This is a genomic window from Psychrobacillus sp. NEAU-3TGS (assembly GCF_029955155.1).
In the GTDB taxonomy this organism is placed as follows: domain Bacteria; phylum Bacillota; class Bacilli; order Bacillales_A; family Planococcaceae; genus Psychrobacillus.
Map to the genome: position 1 here is coordinate 453,610 of NZ_JAPNOZ010000012.1, position 16,154 is coordinate 469,763.

A 16,154-nucleotide genomic window follows, 5' to 3' on the forward strand; every position below is an offset into this window, starting at 1 on the left:
GGAAGCCGTGCCCGCGGAAAGCGTCCACCCTGTAGCGGAAATCCAAGCGTCCACTTCATTCAACTCACTACCGCACAGTTTCCCTATACTGTTAACCAAGCCATAGAACTTTTACTCTCCTAAACCACAAAAACTTTCACCAAGTTACTAGAACTTAGTGAAAGTTTCGTTGGTCAATGACCACCTAAATATGCCTGGCGTACTTCTTCGCTTGCTTGTAAATCTTTTGCAGGGCCCGATAGAACAACTCTACCAGTTTCGATTACATACCCACGACTCGCAACAGATAGCGCCATGTTAGCGTTTTGTTCGACTAATAAAACAGTTGTTCCATCGCGATTAATATCTTCAATTACTTGGAAGATTGTTTTAACCATTAAAGGAGCCAACCCCATCGAAGGTTCATCTAGTAAAACTAGCTTTGGCTTTGCCATAATAGCACGACCCATTGCGAGCATTTGTTGCTCTCCACCCGAAAGTGTTCCTGAAAGTTGTTTTTTACGTTCTAATAGTCTTGGGAAAATATCATACACTTTTTGCATATCGCTATGGATTCCCGCTTTATCTTTCCGTAAGAATGCTCCCAATTCTAGGTTTTCTTCTACTGTAAGATTAGCGAATACACGACGTCCTTCTGGAACATGTGATAACCCGGCTTTTACGATAGATTGCGCTTGTTTACCGGAAATCGATTTGTTCAAAAATTCAATTTTCCCTTTTTTCGGTTTTAATAATCCGGACAAAGTTTTTAACAATGTACTTTTTCCAGCACCATTTGCCCCGATTAATGTGACAATTTCTCCTTCATTTACATTAATTGATACATCTTTAAGGGCTTGAATGTTCCCGTAAAATACATCTATATTCTCCACTTTAAGCATTGACATCGTGAACTTCCTCCCCTAAATAAGCCTCAATTACTTTAGGATGGTTTCGAATCACTTCTGGTGATCCTTCCGCAAGAAGCTGACCATGGTCGAGCACATAAATTCGTTCACAAACACCCATAACTAAATTCATATCGTGTTCAATGAGTAGTATAGTCAAATCGAATTTATTTCGAATAAACGCGATTAAATCCATTAAATCTTTTGTTTCTTGCGGGTTCATCCCTGCTGCCGGTTCGTCCAATAAAAGAAGTTTTGGATTGGCTGCTAATGCACGAGCAATTTCTAATCTTCTTTGCTGCCCGTAAGGTAAATTCTTTGCTAGCTCATCCTTATACTTGTCTAAATTAAAAATCTTTAGGAATTCTATCGATTTTTCTTCCATTTCTTTTTCACCAGAAAAATGGGAAGGTAGCCTTAAAATAGAACTTATAATAGAATGCTTAGCGATAGAGTGGTAAGCAACTTTGACGTTATCTAATACAGAAAGTTCATTAAAAAGGCGAATATTTTGGAACGTACGGCTAACCCCTTTTCTAGTTACTTTGAAAGGAGGTAACCCATTAATCCGTTCTCCATTAAAAAGAATATCTCCTTCAGTAGGAACATAAACTCCAGTAAGTAAGTTAAAACTAGTCGTTTTCCCAGCGCCATTTGGACCAATCAGACCAACTAATTCTCCTTGATTTAGTACCATATTCAAATTTTGAACAGCTTTTAAACCACCAAACTGAATACCAGTATTTTTCACTTCTAATAAAGGCTTATTTTCCATGTTGGCTGCCTCCTTTTGGCGTTCTCCAAAGCTTGAAGTAATCCGTAATTTCCATCGTGCCCATTAATCCCTTAGGTCTATATAACATTACTATAATTAGTACAAGACTATAAATAATCATACGAGTTTCAGGATATCCCTGAAGATATGTAGAAACTATCGTTAAAAGAATTGCTGAAAGAACGGCACCTGATAGACTACCAAGGCCACCTAGAACTACGAATATTAGAATATCAAAAGATTTTAAAAAGCCAAATTGACTTGGTTGGATAATATAAAAGTTATGGGAAAATAAAGCACCTGCTACTCCAGCAAAGAATGAGCCGATTGCAAATGCGATTACTTTATAATAAGTCGTATTTATCCCCATCGCATCCGATGCGATTTCATTTTCTCTAACGGAGATGGCCGCTAAACCATGTCTTGAGTTTGTGAAATTGACGATCACCACAAGTGTAATAACTAGACAAACAAATGCATATGTCCAAGTAGTCAAATGGGAAACTTGCATCCCAGCGGCGCCACCAACTGCATCAATATTTAAGAACACAATTCGAATGATTTCCGCAAATCCAAGTGTTGCAATTGCCAAGTAATCGCCTTTTAATCTTAAGCTTGGAATTCCTACAATTAGTCCTGCTAATGCTGCAATAACCCCACCTACAATTATCGCTACGGCAAAAGGTAATTGTAATTTCATCGTTATGATTGCGGATACATATGCACCTACAGCTAAAAATCCTGCATGACCAATAGAAAATTGACCTGTAATCCCAATAACCAAATGTAGGCTGACAGCTAAAATAATGTTAATGGCGATAAGTATGAGCGTATTAGAATAAAATTGATTCATCATCTCCGTTGAAATCAGTACTTGGATGACTACATACACTAATACAGCTAATAGGATAAATGGCCAAAACTGTTTAGACTTTTTCATCTCTATATACCACCTACACTTTCTCCCGTGTATTTTTGCCAAAGATTCCAGAAGGTCTGAAAATCAGAATTAAGATAAGGATAATGAATGCCGCAGCATCTCTCCATAATGAGAAGCCTAGAGCACTAACAATCGTTTCTACAACTCCAAGTACTAGACCGCCAACCATTGCCCCAGGAATAATTCCAATTCCCCCAAGAACCGCAGCGACGAATGCTTTTAAGCCTGGAATAACCCCCATTAGAGGATCGATCTTTGTATAATACACTCCAAAAATTACACCAGCAGCCCCTGCTAAAGCTGAACCAATAGCAAACGTTGCAGAAATCGTATTATCTACATTAATCCCCATTAGCTTTGCCGCCTCTACGTCATGTGAAACAGCGCGCATCGCTTTTCCTGTTTTCGTTTTATGGACGATAAATTGTAGCAGGATCATAAGAACGACAGAAACAGAAAGAATTAACACAGATTGTATACTAATTTGAGCCCCTAAAATGCTAAATGTTTTGTTGGAGAAAATATTCGGATAAGCTTCCGGTTGAGCTCCGCGAATATAAATTACGCCGTATTCTATTAGTAAAGATACACCAATCGCAGTTATAAGTGCCGCAATGCGTGTAGCATTACGCAAACGTTTATATGCAATACGTTCGATAATCACTCCAAATAACGCGCAAGCTACCATAGAAATAATTAATGCAGGGAAAAATCCTAGTCCAAAAACAGTAATCGAGTAAAAACCGATAAACGAGCCTACCATAAACACATCACCATGTGCAAAGTTGATTAATTTAATAATGCCGTATACCATCGTGTAACCGAGGGCGATTAATGCGTATATACTTCCGAGTGAAATACCGTTAATCAATTGTTGTATCCATTCCATGAAGTTTCACTCCCTTATGCGTTCAATTTCTTTTTGTGTAGATAAAAAGGAGGGATATCAATCCCTCCCATTTTACGACTAACTCTTAAGGATTAACTTTCGTATTAAATACTTGCTTTCCATCTACGAATTCTAAGATTGTAGCCGATTTAACTGGATGGTGGTTTTCATCCACTGAATATAAACCTGTTACTAAATCTAGATTATCTGTAGCTTTTAAAGCATCCTTAATTTTTGTTCCATCTGTAGAACCTGCACGCTCAATTGCATCTTTTAATAAATATACAGTGTCGTATCCAAGTGCATTAAATGAGTTCGGTGCTTTTCCGTATTTGTCATTAAACTTATCTGCAAATTCTTTTGCTTTTCCATCTGGATCTTCTGCAGAATAGTGATTAATAACAAATGTATTGTTTAACGCCTCTGCTCCAGCCAAATCAACGATTGTTGGTGAATCCCATCCATCAGCACCCATTAAAGGAACTGTAATTCCAAGTTCACGAGCTTGTTTGACGATCAAACCAACTTCTTCATAATAACCAGGAATAAAGATAAACTCCGGATTTGCACCTTTAATACGAGTTAACGTAGATCTGAAATCTGTATCTTTTGCTACATAAGATTCTTGCTGTACGATTTTACCGCCAGCAGCTTCAAAGTCTTTAATAAATGAAGCAGCAAGACCTTTTGCATAGTCACTCGCGTTGTCCGCATAGACTGCTGCAGTTTTTACTTTCAGTTCATTTGCTGCAAAGTTTGCAGCTACAGTTCCTTGGAATGGATCAATGAATGATGTACGGAATGCATATTCATTAACAGAACCATTATCAGCAACTGTTACAGTTGGACTAGTGCCAGATGGTGTAATCATTGGAGTTTTGCTGTCATTAGCAATCTGCACTTGTGCTACAGAGTTACCGCTTGTTGCAGGCCCAATTATTGCAGCTACTTTATCTTGACTTGTTAATTTGATCGCGGCACTTGTTGATTCAGCAGCGTCCGATTTATTGTCTACGGTTACTAATTTAATTTGTTTCCCATCAATACCACCAGCGGCATTGATTTCTTCTACAGCTAAATTAAATCCGTCATTTTGAGATGATCCATATGATGCTACTGGACCAGATAGTTCTAGGTTAACACCGATTTTGATCTCGTCTCCTCCCTTAGAACCACTACCTTCTTCCCCTGCTCCACATCCTGCTAGCATTCCCACTAGAAGAGAAGAAGCAAGAAATAATGAAGCAAACTTTGATTTCTTCATTTTAAATAACCTCCTATTTTGTTCGATAATTCTGAATTTATAAGTCGTACTTCTTAATTTTATATTTTAATAAGTAACCGCTCAGAAACTATCAATTTATTCGTATGAACTATCTCATTGTAAAACAAAGTATTTATTCAGTCTACAATAATTTTTCTCCCAGTTCTAAAATTTCAGAAATTACATTAGAATAATATTTTATAAGTATTTATAAACCCTTGTAGATATTAGGTTTGGTGTATAATGTATTCTATATATTACCAGAATGTTTACTTTAAATTTTATTTTTAAAGATAGACTTAATTGGTCTTTTTTATCGATAAGTCTGGTATTATTGTTAATTTATAGTAAATTTACAGGTCATCAATTGATTTTATTTTTAATTATTTGTACTCAAAATTAGTTCGGTATCCGCAATAAAAAAGGGTTCATATGGTACTAATGGAATGCAAACTAGATAACGAAAATAAGAAATTATGTATCAGCAAGTAAAAAAATAGCTTTCCTTAAGTCCCTCTTTCTATCATGCGCTGTATAAATTACTAGATACTAAAAAAGTGTATAAAAAAAACAGATATAGAAAAGAGTCTTTTCTATACCTGTTTCGATTTATAGACCTATTTTACAGCCTTGTCTTTTTAGTGTCCGCCTAAATATGCTTGTCTTACTTCTTCGCTTGCTTGCAAATCTTTTGCAGGACCTGATAGAACAACTTTGCCAGTTTCGATCACATACCCACGACTTGCAACAGAAAGAGCCATATTTGCGTTTTGTTCAACCAACAAAACGGTTGTACCATCTCGGTTAATATCTTCAATTACTTGGAAGATTGTTTTAACCATTAAAGGTGCTAATCCCATGGATGGTTCATCTAGTAAAACTAGCTTTGGCTTTGCCATAATAGCACGACCCATTGCGAGCATTTGTTGTTCTCCTCCGGAAAGTGTACCAGAATGCTGTTTCTTGCGTTCTAGTAGTCTCGGGAAAATCTCGTACACTTTTTGCATATCGCTATGAATACCCGCTTTATCCTTCCGTAAGAATGCTCCCAATTCTAGATTTTCTTCTACTGTAAGGTTAGCAAATACACGACGTCCTTCTGGAACATGCGATATACCAGATTTCACGATAGATTGTGCTTGTTTGCCAGCAATGGATTTTTGGAGAAACTCTATTTTTCCATTTTTCGGTTTTAATAATCCTGATAGCGTTTTCAATAAAGTACTTTTACCAGCACCATTTGCACCGATCAGTGTTACAATTTCCCCTTCATTTACATTGATAGAGACACCTTTAAGGGCTTGAATATTCCCGTAAAATACATCTATATTTTCTACTTTAAGCATTGACATCGTGAACTTCCTCCCCTAAATAAGCCTCAATAACCTTAGGATGGTTACGGATCTCTTCTGGTGATCCTTCCGCAAGAAGCTGACCATGGTCAAGTACATAAATTCGTTCACAAACACCCATGACTAAATTCATATCGTGTTCTATAAGCAAAATAGTCAAATCAAATTTATTTCGAATAAATGCGATTAAATCCATTAAATCTTTCGTTTCTTGTGGGTTCATACCAGCTGCCGGTTCATCCAATAATAGAAGTTTTGGTCCTGTTGCCAAAGCACGAGCTATCTCTAATCTTCGTTGCTGCCCGTAAGGTAAATTCTTTGCTAACTCATCTTTGTACTTATCTAAACTGAAAATCTTCAAAAACTCAATGGACTTCTCTTCCATTTCTTGTTCCCCTTTAAAATGGGAAGGCAAGCGTAATACGGAGCTGAGAATATTATGCTTAGCAAGTGAGTGATAGGCAACTTTTACATTTTCCAACACGGACAAATCATTGAACAAACGTATATTTTGAAATGTACGACTTATTCCTTTTCTAGTAACTTTAAAAGGAGGCAAACCATTTACTCGTTCCCCGTTAAAAATGATATCTCCCTCAGTTGGTACATATACACCCGTTAACAAGTTAAAACTAGTCGTTTTCCCAGCACCATTTGGACCAATCAGACCAACTAATTCTCCTTGATTTAGTACCATATTCAAATTTTGAACAGCTTTTAAACCACCAAACTGAATACCGGTATTTTTCACTTCCAATAAAGGCTTATTTTCCATGTTGACCGCCTCCTTTTGGCGTTCTCCATAGCTTGAAATAATCTGTAATTTCCATCGTGCCCATTAATCCCTTAGGTCGATATAACATTACTAAAATTAACACAAGACTATAAATAATCATACGAGTTTCAGGATATCCTTGCAGATAGGTAGAAACTACCGTTAATAATATGGCTGACAGTACTGCACCTGAGAGACTACCAAGACCACCTAGAACTACGAATATTAGAATATCAAAAGATTTTAAAAAGCCGAATTGACTTGGCTGGATAATATAAAAGTTATGGGAAAATAAAGCACCTGCTACTCCAGCAAAGAATGAGCCGATTGCAAATGCGATTACTTTATAATAAGTCGTATTTATCCCCATCGCATCCGATGCGATTTCATTTTCTCTAACGGAGATGGCCGCTAAACCATGTCTTGAGTTTGTGAAATTGACGATCACCACAAGTGTAATAACTAGACAAACAAATGCATATGTCCAAGTAGTCAAATGGGAAACTTGCATCCCAGCAGCGCCACCAACTGCATCAATATTTAAGAACACAATTCGAATGATTTCCGCAAATCCAAGTGTTGCAATCGCTAAATAATCTCCTTTGAGTCTTAAACTTGGAATACCAACAATTAATCCCGCTAGAGCAGCTACAATACCACCTATAATAATAGCAACTACAAATGGAAGATGTAATTTCATAGTGACAATAGCTGAAATGTAAGCGCCTACAGCCAAAAATCCAGCATGACCTATCGAAAATTGTCCAGTTATACCGATTACCAAATGTAGGCTTACCGCTAAAATTATATTGATGGCAATTAATATAAGCGTATTAGAATAAAATTGATTGATGATTTCAGCTGAAATCAAAAACTGCACAACTGCGTACACTAATACCGCTACTACAATAAATGGCCAAAACTGTTTAGACTTTTTCATCTCTATATACCACCTACACTTTCTCTCGGGTATTTTTACCAAAGATTCCAGAAGGTCTGAAAATCAGAATTAAGATGAGAATAATGAATGCTGCAGCATCTCTCCATAAAGAGAAGCCTAGAGCACTAACAATCGTTTCTACAACTCCGAGTACTAGACCGCCAACCATTGCCCCAGGAATAATTCCAATTCCTCCAAGAACCGCGGCAACAAATGCTTTTAAGCCCGGAATGACTCCCATTAAAGGATCAATCTTTGTGTAATACACCCCAAAAATTACACCAGCAGCCCCTGCTAAAGCTGAACCAATAGCAAACGTAGCAGAAATAGTATTATCTACATTAATCCCCATTAGCTTCGCAGCCTCTACGTCATGTGAAACAGCCCGCATCGCTTTTCCTGTTTTCGTTTTATGTACAATGAACTGCAGCAAGATCATCAGTACAACGGAAACCGACAGAATGAGAACAGATTGAATGCTAATTTGTGCACCTAAGAATTCAAAAGATTTATTGGAGAATATATTAGGATATGCTTCTGGTTGAGCTCCTCTAATATAAATCACTCCATATTCAATCAATAACGATACTCCAATTGCCGTTATAAGCGCAGCAATCCTTGTTGCATTTCGTAAGCGTTTATATGCAATACGTTCAATAATCACACCAAATAATGCACAGGATGCCATGGACAAAATAAGTGCTGGGAAAAAACCTAACCCAAAGACAGTAATCGAATAAAATCCAATGAAAGAACCAACCATGAACACATCACCGTGTGCAAAGTTGATCAATTTAATAATTCCGTAAACCATCGTGTAGCCTAGGGCAATTAATGCATATATACTGCCGAGTGAAATACCGTTAATCAATTGCTGTAACCATTCCATAAAGTTTCACTCCTAAAGTCTCTAGATTTCAACTTATAATAAAAAGAGGAGGGATATAATCCCCCCTCTATAATCAGGCTTATCTTAAGGATTAACTTTCGTGTTAAATACTTGTTTTCCATCTACAAATTCAATAATTACAGCTGATTTTATCGGATGGTGATTTTCATCAACAGAATATAACCCTGTTACTAATTCTAGTTGATCAGTAGCTTCGATTGCTTCTTTAATTTTCGTACCATCTGTAGAACCAGCTCGTTCAATTGCATCTTTCAACAAATAAACTGAATCGTATCCAAGTGCGTTGAATGAGTTAGGCTCTTTTCCATATTTCTTATTAAAGCTTTCTGCAAATGCTTTCGCTTTTCCATCTGGATCATCAGCTGAATAGGCAGTAATAATAAACGTGTTATTTAATGCATCTGCTCCAGCTAAGTCAACGATTGTTGGAGAATCCCAACCATCTGCCCCCATTAATGGAACGTTAATTCCTAATTCACGAGCTTGTTTAACAATCAATCCTACTTCTTCGTAATATCCAGGGATAAATACAAATTCCGGATTAGAAGATTTGATACGCGTTAATGTAGAACGGAAATCTGTATCTTTTGCAACATAAGACTCTTCCGCAACAATAGTACCTCCAGCTGCTTCAAAATCTTTAATGAAAGAAGCCGCAAGACCTTTCGCATAATCACTAGCATTATCCGCATAAACTGCTGCAGTTTTCACTTTCAATTCATTAGAAGCAAAGTTTGCAGCTACCGTACCTTGGAAAGGATCGATAAATGCTGTACGGAATGTAAATGGATTTACTTTTCCATCGTCTCCAACAGTTACAGTCGTACTTGTACCAGAAGGAGAAATCATAGGTGTTTTAGTATCAGTTGCAATTTGTACTTGAGCAACTGAGGCACCACTTGTAGCAGCTCCAATAATTGCTACTACTTTATCTTGACTCGTTAACTTAATCGCAGCACTTGTTGCCTCCGCAGCGTCCGATTTATTATCAACTTTAATAAGTTCTATTTTTTTGCCATCAATACCCCCATCAGCATTGATCTCTTCAACAGCTAGATCGATAGCATCCGCCTCAGATGTTCCGTAGGATGCTACTGCACCGGATAGCTCAAGATTGGCTCCTATTTTAATAGTCTCCCCTCCATTAGCACTACTACTTTCCGAGCCTTTTGAACTACTACCTTCTTCTCCTGCTGCACATCCCGCTAGCATCCCAACTAGCAGAGAAGAAGCAAGAAATAATGAAGCAAATTTCGATTTCTTCATAAAATAAAACCCCCTTGTTTTAGTTTGATAATTCTGAATATATAAGTCATACTACTTACCATTCTCTTTTTTTGGTAAGAAACTATTCAGAATTAATCAAGTTATTGTTGTGAACAATTTCATTGTAAAACAAAGTTTATATTCAGTCTATACATATTTTTCTTTTTCTTCGGAAATTTCAGATATCCTATAAATATAATAATTTTAAAATCATGAAAAAGCCTTTAAAATAAGCGTTTTCGCAGCACTATTATTCTAAAATAATATCTAAATATCATCTTATTAATCTTATAAATAAATGGATTTTTTATCATTATAACTAATATATTAGTTATTTTTACCAATTTAAGAAATATATGATTATTTTTACTTTTCACTTTTTGTTCTGTATACTATTAATTAGTTCGACAACCGCAATAAATTGAACTCAGACAAAAATCGCCACGTTGTGTGGCAATGCCTGAGTGATCAACATTCAGTTGATCAAAAACAATCAGGGATTAACAGGCTGTTTATCTTCATTTATTTGATTAGTTTCTAATACGAAAGACATAGTGAGGGTATTTCCGCCTTTTAAACCCGAATAAAAGGAGAGATAAAAATGATACAAAAGTTACCCAATCGTGAAGAAGTGAAAGTGGAAGAAACATGGAATTTAGCTGATTTATTTGCAAGTGAAGATGATTTCACAAATATTTTAGAAGAAATTGAGAAAGACGTTCAGCTATTTTCCGAAAAATATAAAGGTACCATTAATAGTCCTTCTTTAGCAGCAGAAGCATTAACCGATTACTCCGCTATCTATGAAAAAATTGTTCCTGCAGGGACATATGCTAGTCTATCTCTTAGCACAGATCAAACAAACACGACAGCACAAATGAGAGCCAATAAGTTTAGCTCCCTATCCGCTAAGATTAGTAGTGAACTTTCTTTTGTTACGAGTGAATTAGTAGAGTTGTCGGACGAAACCATGGTAGAAGCGGCAAAGCTTGCACCTAACTTCCAACTTTATCTAGACAAGTTATTAAAAAAGAAAAAATACCAATTGCATCCCGAAGTAGAGAAAACACTTGCCGCATACTCCGCTTCCTTTAATGCGCCATACAAATTATATAACACGACCAAAATGCAAGATATCTCTTTCGACAACTTTGACGTAGATGGAAAACCATATCCATTAAGCTATGTGTCTTTTGAAAATGATTGGGAAGCCGAATCAGATCCTGCTCTTAGACGAGCTGCATTCGATGCTTTTTCTTCCAAGTTAAAAGAATATCAACATACGACTGCTATAACCTATGACATGCATATACAAATGGAAAAAACAACCGCTGATATTCGTGGATATGATTCCGTTTTTGATTACTTATTATTCAACCAAGAAGTAGATCGCACTCTTTATAATCGACAAATTGACTTAATCATGAATGAACTTGCGCCGCATATGCGTAAATATGCAAAATTGCTTCAAAAAGTACATGGTTTAGAAAAAATGACTTTTGCAGATTTAAAAATCTCTTTGGACCCAAACTATGAGCCTACCATTTCGATAGAAGAATCGAAAAAGTATATAGATGATGCATTGGCTATAATGGGCGAAGAATACTTGGAGATGGTGGATCGTTCTTATAAAGAACGTTGGATCGATTTTGCACAAAACACTGGCAAGTCAACAGGTGCATTTTGTTCTAGTCCATATGGTAATCATCCATATATCCTTATCTCATGGTCTTCTAGAATGAATGAAGTATTTGTTCTTGCTCACGAGCTAGGACACGCCGGTCATTTTTATCATGCAAATAAAGAACAAACAATATTCAATGCAAGACCTTCTTTGTATTTTATCGAAGCCCCTTCCACAATGAATGAGATGCTTGTAGCCAATCATTTACTAAAAAGCTCCGATGATCCGAAATTTAAACGCTGGGTCATTGCTTCTATTGTGGCACGCACGTACTACCATAATTTTGTGACACATTTACTGGAGGCAGCTTATCAACGCAAGGTATATGAACGTGTTGATCAAGGGTTGAATGTCAATGCTCAAATTTTGAACGACTATAAACGAAGTGTGTTGGAAGAATTCTGGGGTGATGCAGTAGAAATATCGGAGGGTGCTGAACTGACATGGATGCGCCAACCGCATTACTATATGGGACTGTATCCTTATACGTATAGTGCTGGTTTAACAATTTCTACGCAAGTCGCAAAACGCATTTTAAACGAAGGTCAATTAGCTGTAGATGAGTGGACAAACGTATTAAAAGCTGGTGGTACTAAATCACCTGTAGAGCTCGCGAAAATGGCTGGCGTAGATATTACAACCGAAGAGCCGTTGCGCGATACGATTGCTTATATAGGATCACTTATCGACGAGTTAATCAGTCTTACAGAAGAAATTGAACAGTAAGACTAAAAGTAAGAAAAGCCGGGCAAAAAGACGCCCGGTCCTTTAAGAGCAAAACCTGTCTCTATCCTTTCCGTAGTGCTTTGGACAGACTTATCGCTATGTGATTACCGAGTTACTTTTTGAGATGCTGGTCGTGACTAACGTCACGACCAGCATCTCTTTTTCGGTAATTTTATGGCGTATATCTATCCGTCGCCCTCCTGCAATTGTTAGAAACAGGTAAGTGCTCAGAAAGCTTTTCTTCCTACATTAACTAAAACTAATCTTATTATCTTTAGCGATAAGCTATGCTAATCTTAAATAGAGTACTGCACACTATATTGATTGGAGTGAAAGGTGGCGACTCCAGCGGGAACAGCACGAGCTGAAAGCCCCGCAGGAACGTAGTGACGAGGAGATTGAAGCCGTGCCCGCGGAAAGCGTCCACCTGAAACGGAAATCATAGGACTACTTAATTCTTACAAATCCCTTAAATCCAGTGTATACAGGACAATTTTATATACTTTCTTATCTTTTAAAAAAGGAGCCTGAAGTGAATGACCACTTCAGGCTCCTTTTTATATTTTCCAACTAAACTTCATTTCCTCAAGAAAAAAAGCTAAACCGTCGCCGGCTTAGCTTGCTTTCCCTACTTTTACTCTCTTCACAAATAAAGATAATACTAATGCAACTACAGTAACAAGCGTTGCGATAAAGAATGTGTGGTTGATACCTTCTAACATCGCTTTCATGCCTAAATCAATTTTAAATTGAGCAAGTCCTTCTTGAGTTGTTGGCATATTACCGGCTGCTGCCGCCTCACCAGCGAGTCTCTCTGCAGAAGTCTCCATTCTTGCGTTCATGATCGTTAAGAATATCGCAGAACCGATTGCCCCAGATACTTGTTGCAATGTATTATTCATCGCAGTACCATGTGGATTCATATTCATCGGTAATTGGTTCAATCCATTTGTCATAATAGGCATCATTACCATCGACATACCAAACATACGAAGCGTATAAATTCCCATGATGTAATAGTAACTAGTATCTTGCGTAAATTCACTCATGTAATGTGTAGCAATCGCCGTAATCGTAAGTCCAGTGATTGCTAATATTCTAGCACCATATTTATCAAAAATCTTCCCTGTGATTGGTGACATGATCGCCATCGCGAGTGCACCAGGTAGCATCAATAAACCTGAATGGAATGGTGAAATTCCACGTATTGTTTGTACATAAAGCGGAGTTAAAATCATTCCAGAAAACATCGCTGCAGATACCACAATCGAAATAATCGATGACAAAGTAAACATTGGATATTTATAAATTCTAACATCCAGCATTGGTTCTTCTAGTGTTAACTGTCTCCATACAAAAAGAACAAGTGCGATAAATCCAATGATGATTGTTCCATAAACGATTGGGGCTCCCCAACCTTTATCCCCCGCAGTACTAAACCCGTATAATAATGAGCCAAATCCTATACTTGATAAAATAAGGGAAAATACATCTAATTTCACTTTACTATTAGGTGTAATGTTGCGAAGTTTAAAAATAGCAAACAATAAAACAATTACCGCGAACGGTAATATTACTTCAAATAGTGCACGCCACTCGGCATGTTCTAATATAAAACCTGATAAAGAAGGTCCAATTGCAGGAGCTAAAATCATAACTAATCCAAACATACCCATCGCAGCTCCGCGGCGTTCAATTGGGAATGCGGATAACATAACATTCATAAGAAGTGGCATCATCATTGCTGAACCTGCCGCCTGAATCATTCGTGCTGCGATTAATACTCCAAACACCGGAGCTAGAGCCGCTAATAATGTACCAACTGTGAAAAGTACCATCGCCGTGATAAATAATTTTCTATTGGAAAATCTTTGTACAAAAAAGGCACTGGCTGGTATTAAAATCCCGTTTACTAACATATAACCTGTCGTTAACCATTGCACTACAACTGGTTTTACATCGAATTCGATCATTATCGTTGGTAATGCTACATTTAATAGTGTATTATTCAAAAACGCAATGAATGCTCCTACAAAGAGGATTGCAATCATTGCATATGGGGGCTTATGTTGCATTTCTTCCATTACTTTCATTCCTCCTATTTCTTTAAAGCTTCGTTTCTGTCTTATAACACTTGAATATTTTATACTCATCGTCCAAAAAAAGCAAATAAAATATTTTAATCAACTAAAATAGTTTGATAAACGTTGATTTAACAGTTATTATAGAAATTATACTACTAGTCTAAAGGTGATTATTTAATGAACACTAAAAAACGAAATGTATTAATAGCGGCACAAAGATTATTTATTGAAAAAGGTTTTAGGTCTACTACCGTCAACGATATAATTGAAGAAGCAAATGTATCCAAAGGTACGTTTTATAATTATTTTTCATCTAAAAATGAATGTATTATAGCTATTCTCGAAAATGCAAGAAATGAAACATTGATTAAAAGAAGAGAAATTCATGCTCAACATAATAGTTCGGATATTAATGTGTTATCCAAACAAATGTCCGTACGATTTATCGTCTTTCAGGAGCATAATCTATTTCCTCTTTTTGCATCTATTATTAATTCACAAGATGTGGATCTTCGTGATCTGATCAAACGAAATTATATGGAAGAAATCAACTGGCTTTCTATTCGATTAGTAGATGTCTTCGGTGAACAGACAAAAAATGTAGCAACAGACTGTGCAGTTCTCACACTTGGTATGATTCAGCAACTACAGCACCCGTGGATCAATAAATCTGCTAATATTTCCTTTGATCAATTAATTCATTTTATCCTGAGAAGAATTAAAACAATCATTTATGACATGGCGGAAACGAATGATTCCCTATTGAATAATTCCTTTTTCAAATTAAATACAGAAACATCATCTGTTACAAAGGAGCATGTAATCGAGCTGTTGCATACCTTTTATTTAGAAGAAAAAGAAGCATTTTCATCGAATACCATACAAGCAATTGAGTTTGTATTAGAAGAATTGTCGAAAGAAACACCCAGAATCTTTTTGCTAGAAAATATCGTCCCTGCCTTAACAGAAGCATTTACTGAAAGTCAGCTCGAACAAAAATCTACTATTATTATGTACAAACTGTGGAAGCTTTTAGACGGATGGAAAGAAGGTCAAGCATAATGGACAAAGTGATTTCCCAATATCAAGCGGATGAAAATGTGATGATTCAGTTGTTTGCCAGCTGGTGTGCAATCCATCAATTAAATGCATCAACGTTGTATGCACAAGCCTACCCTCAGCAAGAAAAGAATTTACTTCTAGAAAAAGCAATAGAAGAAATGGATACTGACGCTGTAACAGTAGACACAGAAACACTTTTAAATGTGCTCCAACTTTTCGGCAATGAAGATCTTGCTTTCGTCGTTTCTGAAGAATCCGAAAAACTTAAAAAGCGTTAGATCAATCAAAAAAGCAAAGATACAAAAGTACAAGACTAAGCAGCCAAAATTACATTTTGGCTGTTTTTGTTATGAACAAAAGTCCTAAAGCATCTTCCTCTTGCCAATTAAACTTATGGGAACGATAAAATGCAATAAGATACATAATATAAAACCTGTGCGGTAGTGAGTTAAATAAAGTGTCCTCAGGAATTCCGCTGCAGGGCGGGCGCTTTCCGCCGGCTTGGTTTCAGCCGCTTCCTTTGCTCCTGCGCAAGCTCGTCGCAAAAGTAAATTTCGCTACGCTCAGTCCAGCGTCTTCAGCTCAAGCTATTCCAGCTGG

The 16,154-nt window shown here is 36.8% G+C and carries 14 protein-coding genes; 3 read left to right on the forward strand and 11 right to left on the reverse strand.

The window, feature by feature from the left end; all coding sequences use genetic code 11:
• Nucleotides 1–173: 173 nt before the first annotated feature.
• From OR571_RS18605 to OR571_RS18650, 10 genes are all read right to left on the reverse strand, one after another.
• A complete protein-coding gene (locus OR571_RS18605) occupies nucleotides 174–881 on the reverse strand; it encodes an ABC transporter ATP-binding protein (RefSeq protein WP_282246288.1) in 708 nt (235 codons plus the stop codon).
• A complete protein-coding gene (locus tag OR571_RS18610) occupies nucleotides 874–1,662 on the reverse strand; it encodes an ABC transporter ATP-binding protein (protein ID WP_282245011.1) in 789 nt (262 codons plus the stop codon). The genes OR571_RS18605 and OR571_RS18610 overlap by 8 nt, the downstream gene beginning before the upstream one ends.
• Nucleotides 1,652–2,602, reverse strand: a complete 951-nt coding sequence (locus OR571_RS18615; protein WP_282245012.1) for a branched-chain amino acid ABC transporter permease — start codon at nucleotides 2,600–2,602, stop codon at nucleotides 1,652–1,654. Before OR571_RS18615 ends, OR571_RS18610 begins: the two co-directional genes overlap by 11 nt.
• A 13-nt stretch (nucleotides 2,603–2,615) precedes the next feature.
• A complete protein-coding gene (locus tag OR571_RS18620; protein ID WP_282245013.1) occupies nucleotides 2,616–3,491 on the reverse strand; it encodes a branched-chain amino acid ABC transporter permease in 876 nt (291 codons plus the stop codon).
• 85 nt (nucleotides 3,492–3,576) lie between these two features.
• On the reverse strand, nucleotides 3,577–4,755 hold the full coding sequence (locus OR571_RS18625; protein WP_282245014.1) for an ABC transporter substrate-binding protein: 1,179 nt from the start codon (nucleotides 4,753–4,755) through the stop codon (nucleotides 3,577–3,579).
• Nucleotides 4,756–5,393: 638 nt separating this feature from the next.
• Entirely contained in the window at nucleotides 5,394–6,101 is a 708-nt protein-coding gene (locus OR571_RS18630) for an ABC transporter ATP-binding protein (RefSeq protein WP_282246290.1), read from the reverse strand.
• On the reverse strand, nucleotides 6,094–6,882 hold the full coding sequence (locus tag OR571_RS18635) for an ABC transporter ATP-binding protein (protein WP_282245015.1): 789 nt from the start codon (nucleotides 6,880–6,882) through the stop codon (nucleotides 6,094–6,096). The genes OR571_RS18630 and OR571_RS18635 overlap by 8 nt, the downstream gene beginning before the upstream one ends.
• Nucleotides 6,872–7,822, reverse strand: a complete 951-nt coding sequence (locus OR571_RS18640) for a branched-chain amino acid ABC transporter permease (RefSeq protein ID WP_282245016.1) — start codon at nucleotides 7,820–7,822, stop codon at nucleotides 6,872–6,874. The genes OR571_RS18635 and OR571_RS18640 overlap by 11 nt, the downstream gene beginning before the upstream one ends.
• Nucleotides 7,823–7,835: 13 nt before the next feature.
• A complete protein-coding gene (locus OR571_RS18645) occupies nucleotides 7,836–8,711 on the reverse strand; it encodes a branched-chain amino acid ABC transporter permease (RefSeq protein ID WP_282245017.1) in 876 nt (291 codons plus the stop codon).
• Between the two features lie 84 nt (nucleotides 8,712–8,795).
• On the reverse strand, nucleotides 8,796–9,998 hold the full coding sequence (locus OR571_RS18650; protein WP_282245018.1) for an ABC transporter substrate-binding protein: 1,203 nt from the start codon (nucleotides 9,996–9,998) through the stop codon (nucleotides 8,796–8,798).
• A gap of 601 nt (nucleotides 9,999–10,599) precedes the next feature.
• On the opposite strand from OR571_RS18650, the gene pepF reads away from it, so the two are divergent.
• The gene (pepF, locus tag OR571_RS18655) at nucleotides 10,600–12,408 is read left to right on the forward strand and encodes an oligoendopeptidase F (RefSeq protein WP_282245020.1); all 1,809 of its coding nucleotides are present in this window, start codon (nucleotides 10,600–10,602) and stop codon (nucleotides 12,406–12,408) included.
• 614 nt (nucleotides 12,409–13,022) lie between these two features.
• On the opposite strand, the gene OR571_RS18660 is transcribed toward pepF, so the two are convergent.
• Complete coding sequence (locus OR571_RS18660; RefSeq protein ID WP_481900413.1) at nucleotides 13,023–14,492, reverse strand: DHA2 family efflux MFS transporter permease subunit; 1,470 nt, start codon at nucleotides 14,490–14,492, stop codon at nucleotides 13,023–13,025.
• A 177-nt stretch (nucleotides 14,493–14,669) separates the two neighbouring features.
• On the opposite strand from OR571_RS18660, the gene OR571_RS18665 reads away from it, so the two are divergent.
• Both OR571_RS18665 and OR571_RS18670 read left to right on the forward strand, forming a co-directional pair.
• Nucleotides 14,670–15,554 carry a TetR/AcrR family transcriptional regulator gene (locus OR571_RS18665; RefSeq protein ID WP_282245023.1) on the forward strand — a complete coding sequence of 295 codons (885 nt, stop codon included), beginning with the start codon at nucleotides 14,670–14,672 and terminating at the stop codon, nucleotides 15,552–15,554.
• Nucleotides 15,554–15,832, forward strand: coding sequence for a hypothetical protein (locus OR571_RS18670; RefSeq protein WP_282245025.1), 279 nt, complete (start codon nucleotides 15,554–15,556; stop codon nucleotides 15,830–15,832). The genes OR571_RS18665 and OR571_RS18670 overlap by 1 nt, the downstream gene beginning before the upstream one ends.
• Nucleotides 15,833–16,154: the final 322 nt, after the last annotated feature.

Bases quoted from the DNA above. Each gene is read 5' to 3' on its own strand.
- OR571_RS18605 (WP_282246288.1), bottom strand. From the start codon at position 881: ATGCTTAAAGTGGAGAATATAGATGTATTTTACGGGAACATTCAAGCC.
- OR571_RS18610 (WP_282245011.1), bottom strand. From the start codon at position 1,662: ATGGAAAATAAGCCTTTATTAGAAGTGAAAAATACTGGTATTCAGTTT.
- OR571_RS18615 (WP_282245012.1), bottom strand. From the start codon at position 2,602: ATGAAAAAGTCTAAACAGTTTTGGCCATTTATCCTATTAGCTGTATTA.
- OR571_RS18620 (WP_282245013.1), bottom strand. From the start codon at position 3,491: ATGGAATGGATACAACAATTGATTAACGGTATTTCACTCGGAAGTATA.
- OR571_RS18625 (WP_282245014.1), bottom strand. From the start codon at position 4,755: ATGAAGAAATCAAAGTTTGCTTCATTATTTCTTGCTTCTTCTCTTCTA.
- OR571_RS18630 (WP_282246290.1), bottom strand. From the start codon at position 6,101: ATGCTTAAAGTAGAAAATATAGATGTATTTTACGGGAATATTCAAGCC.
- OR571_RS18635 (WP_282245015.1), bottom strand. From the start codon at position 6,882: ATGGAAAATAAGCCTTTATTGGAAGTGAAAAATACCGGTATTCAGTTT.
- OR571_RS18640 (WP_282245016.1), bottom strand. From the start codon at position 7,822: ATGAAAAAGTCTAAACAGTTTTGGCCATTTATTGTAGTAGCGGTATTA.
- OR571_RS18645 (WP_282245017.1), bottom strand. From the start codon at position 8,711: ATGGAATGGTTACAGCAATTGATTAACGGTATTTCACTCGGCAGTATA.
- OR571_RS18650 (WP_282245018.1), bottom strand. From the start codon at position 9,998: ATGAAGAAATCGAAATTTGCTTCATTATTTCTTGCTTCTTCTCTGCTA.
- pepF (WP_282245020.1), top strand. From the start codon at position 10,600: ATGATACAAAAGTTACCCAATCGTGAAGAAGTGAAAGTGGAAGAAACA.
- OR571_RS18660 (WP_481900413.1), bottom strand. From the start codon at position 14,492: ATGGAAGAAATGCAACATAAGCCCCCATATGCAATGATTGCAATCCTC.
- OR571_RS18665 (WP_282245023.1), top strand. From the start codon at position 14,670: ATGAACACTAAAAAACGAAATGTATTAATAGCGGCACAAAGATTATTT.
- OR571_RS18670 (WP_282245025.1), top strand. From the start codon at position 15,554: ATGGACAAAGTGATTTCCCAATATCAAGCGGATGAAAATGTGATGATT.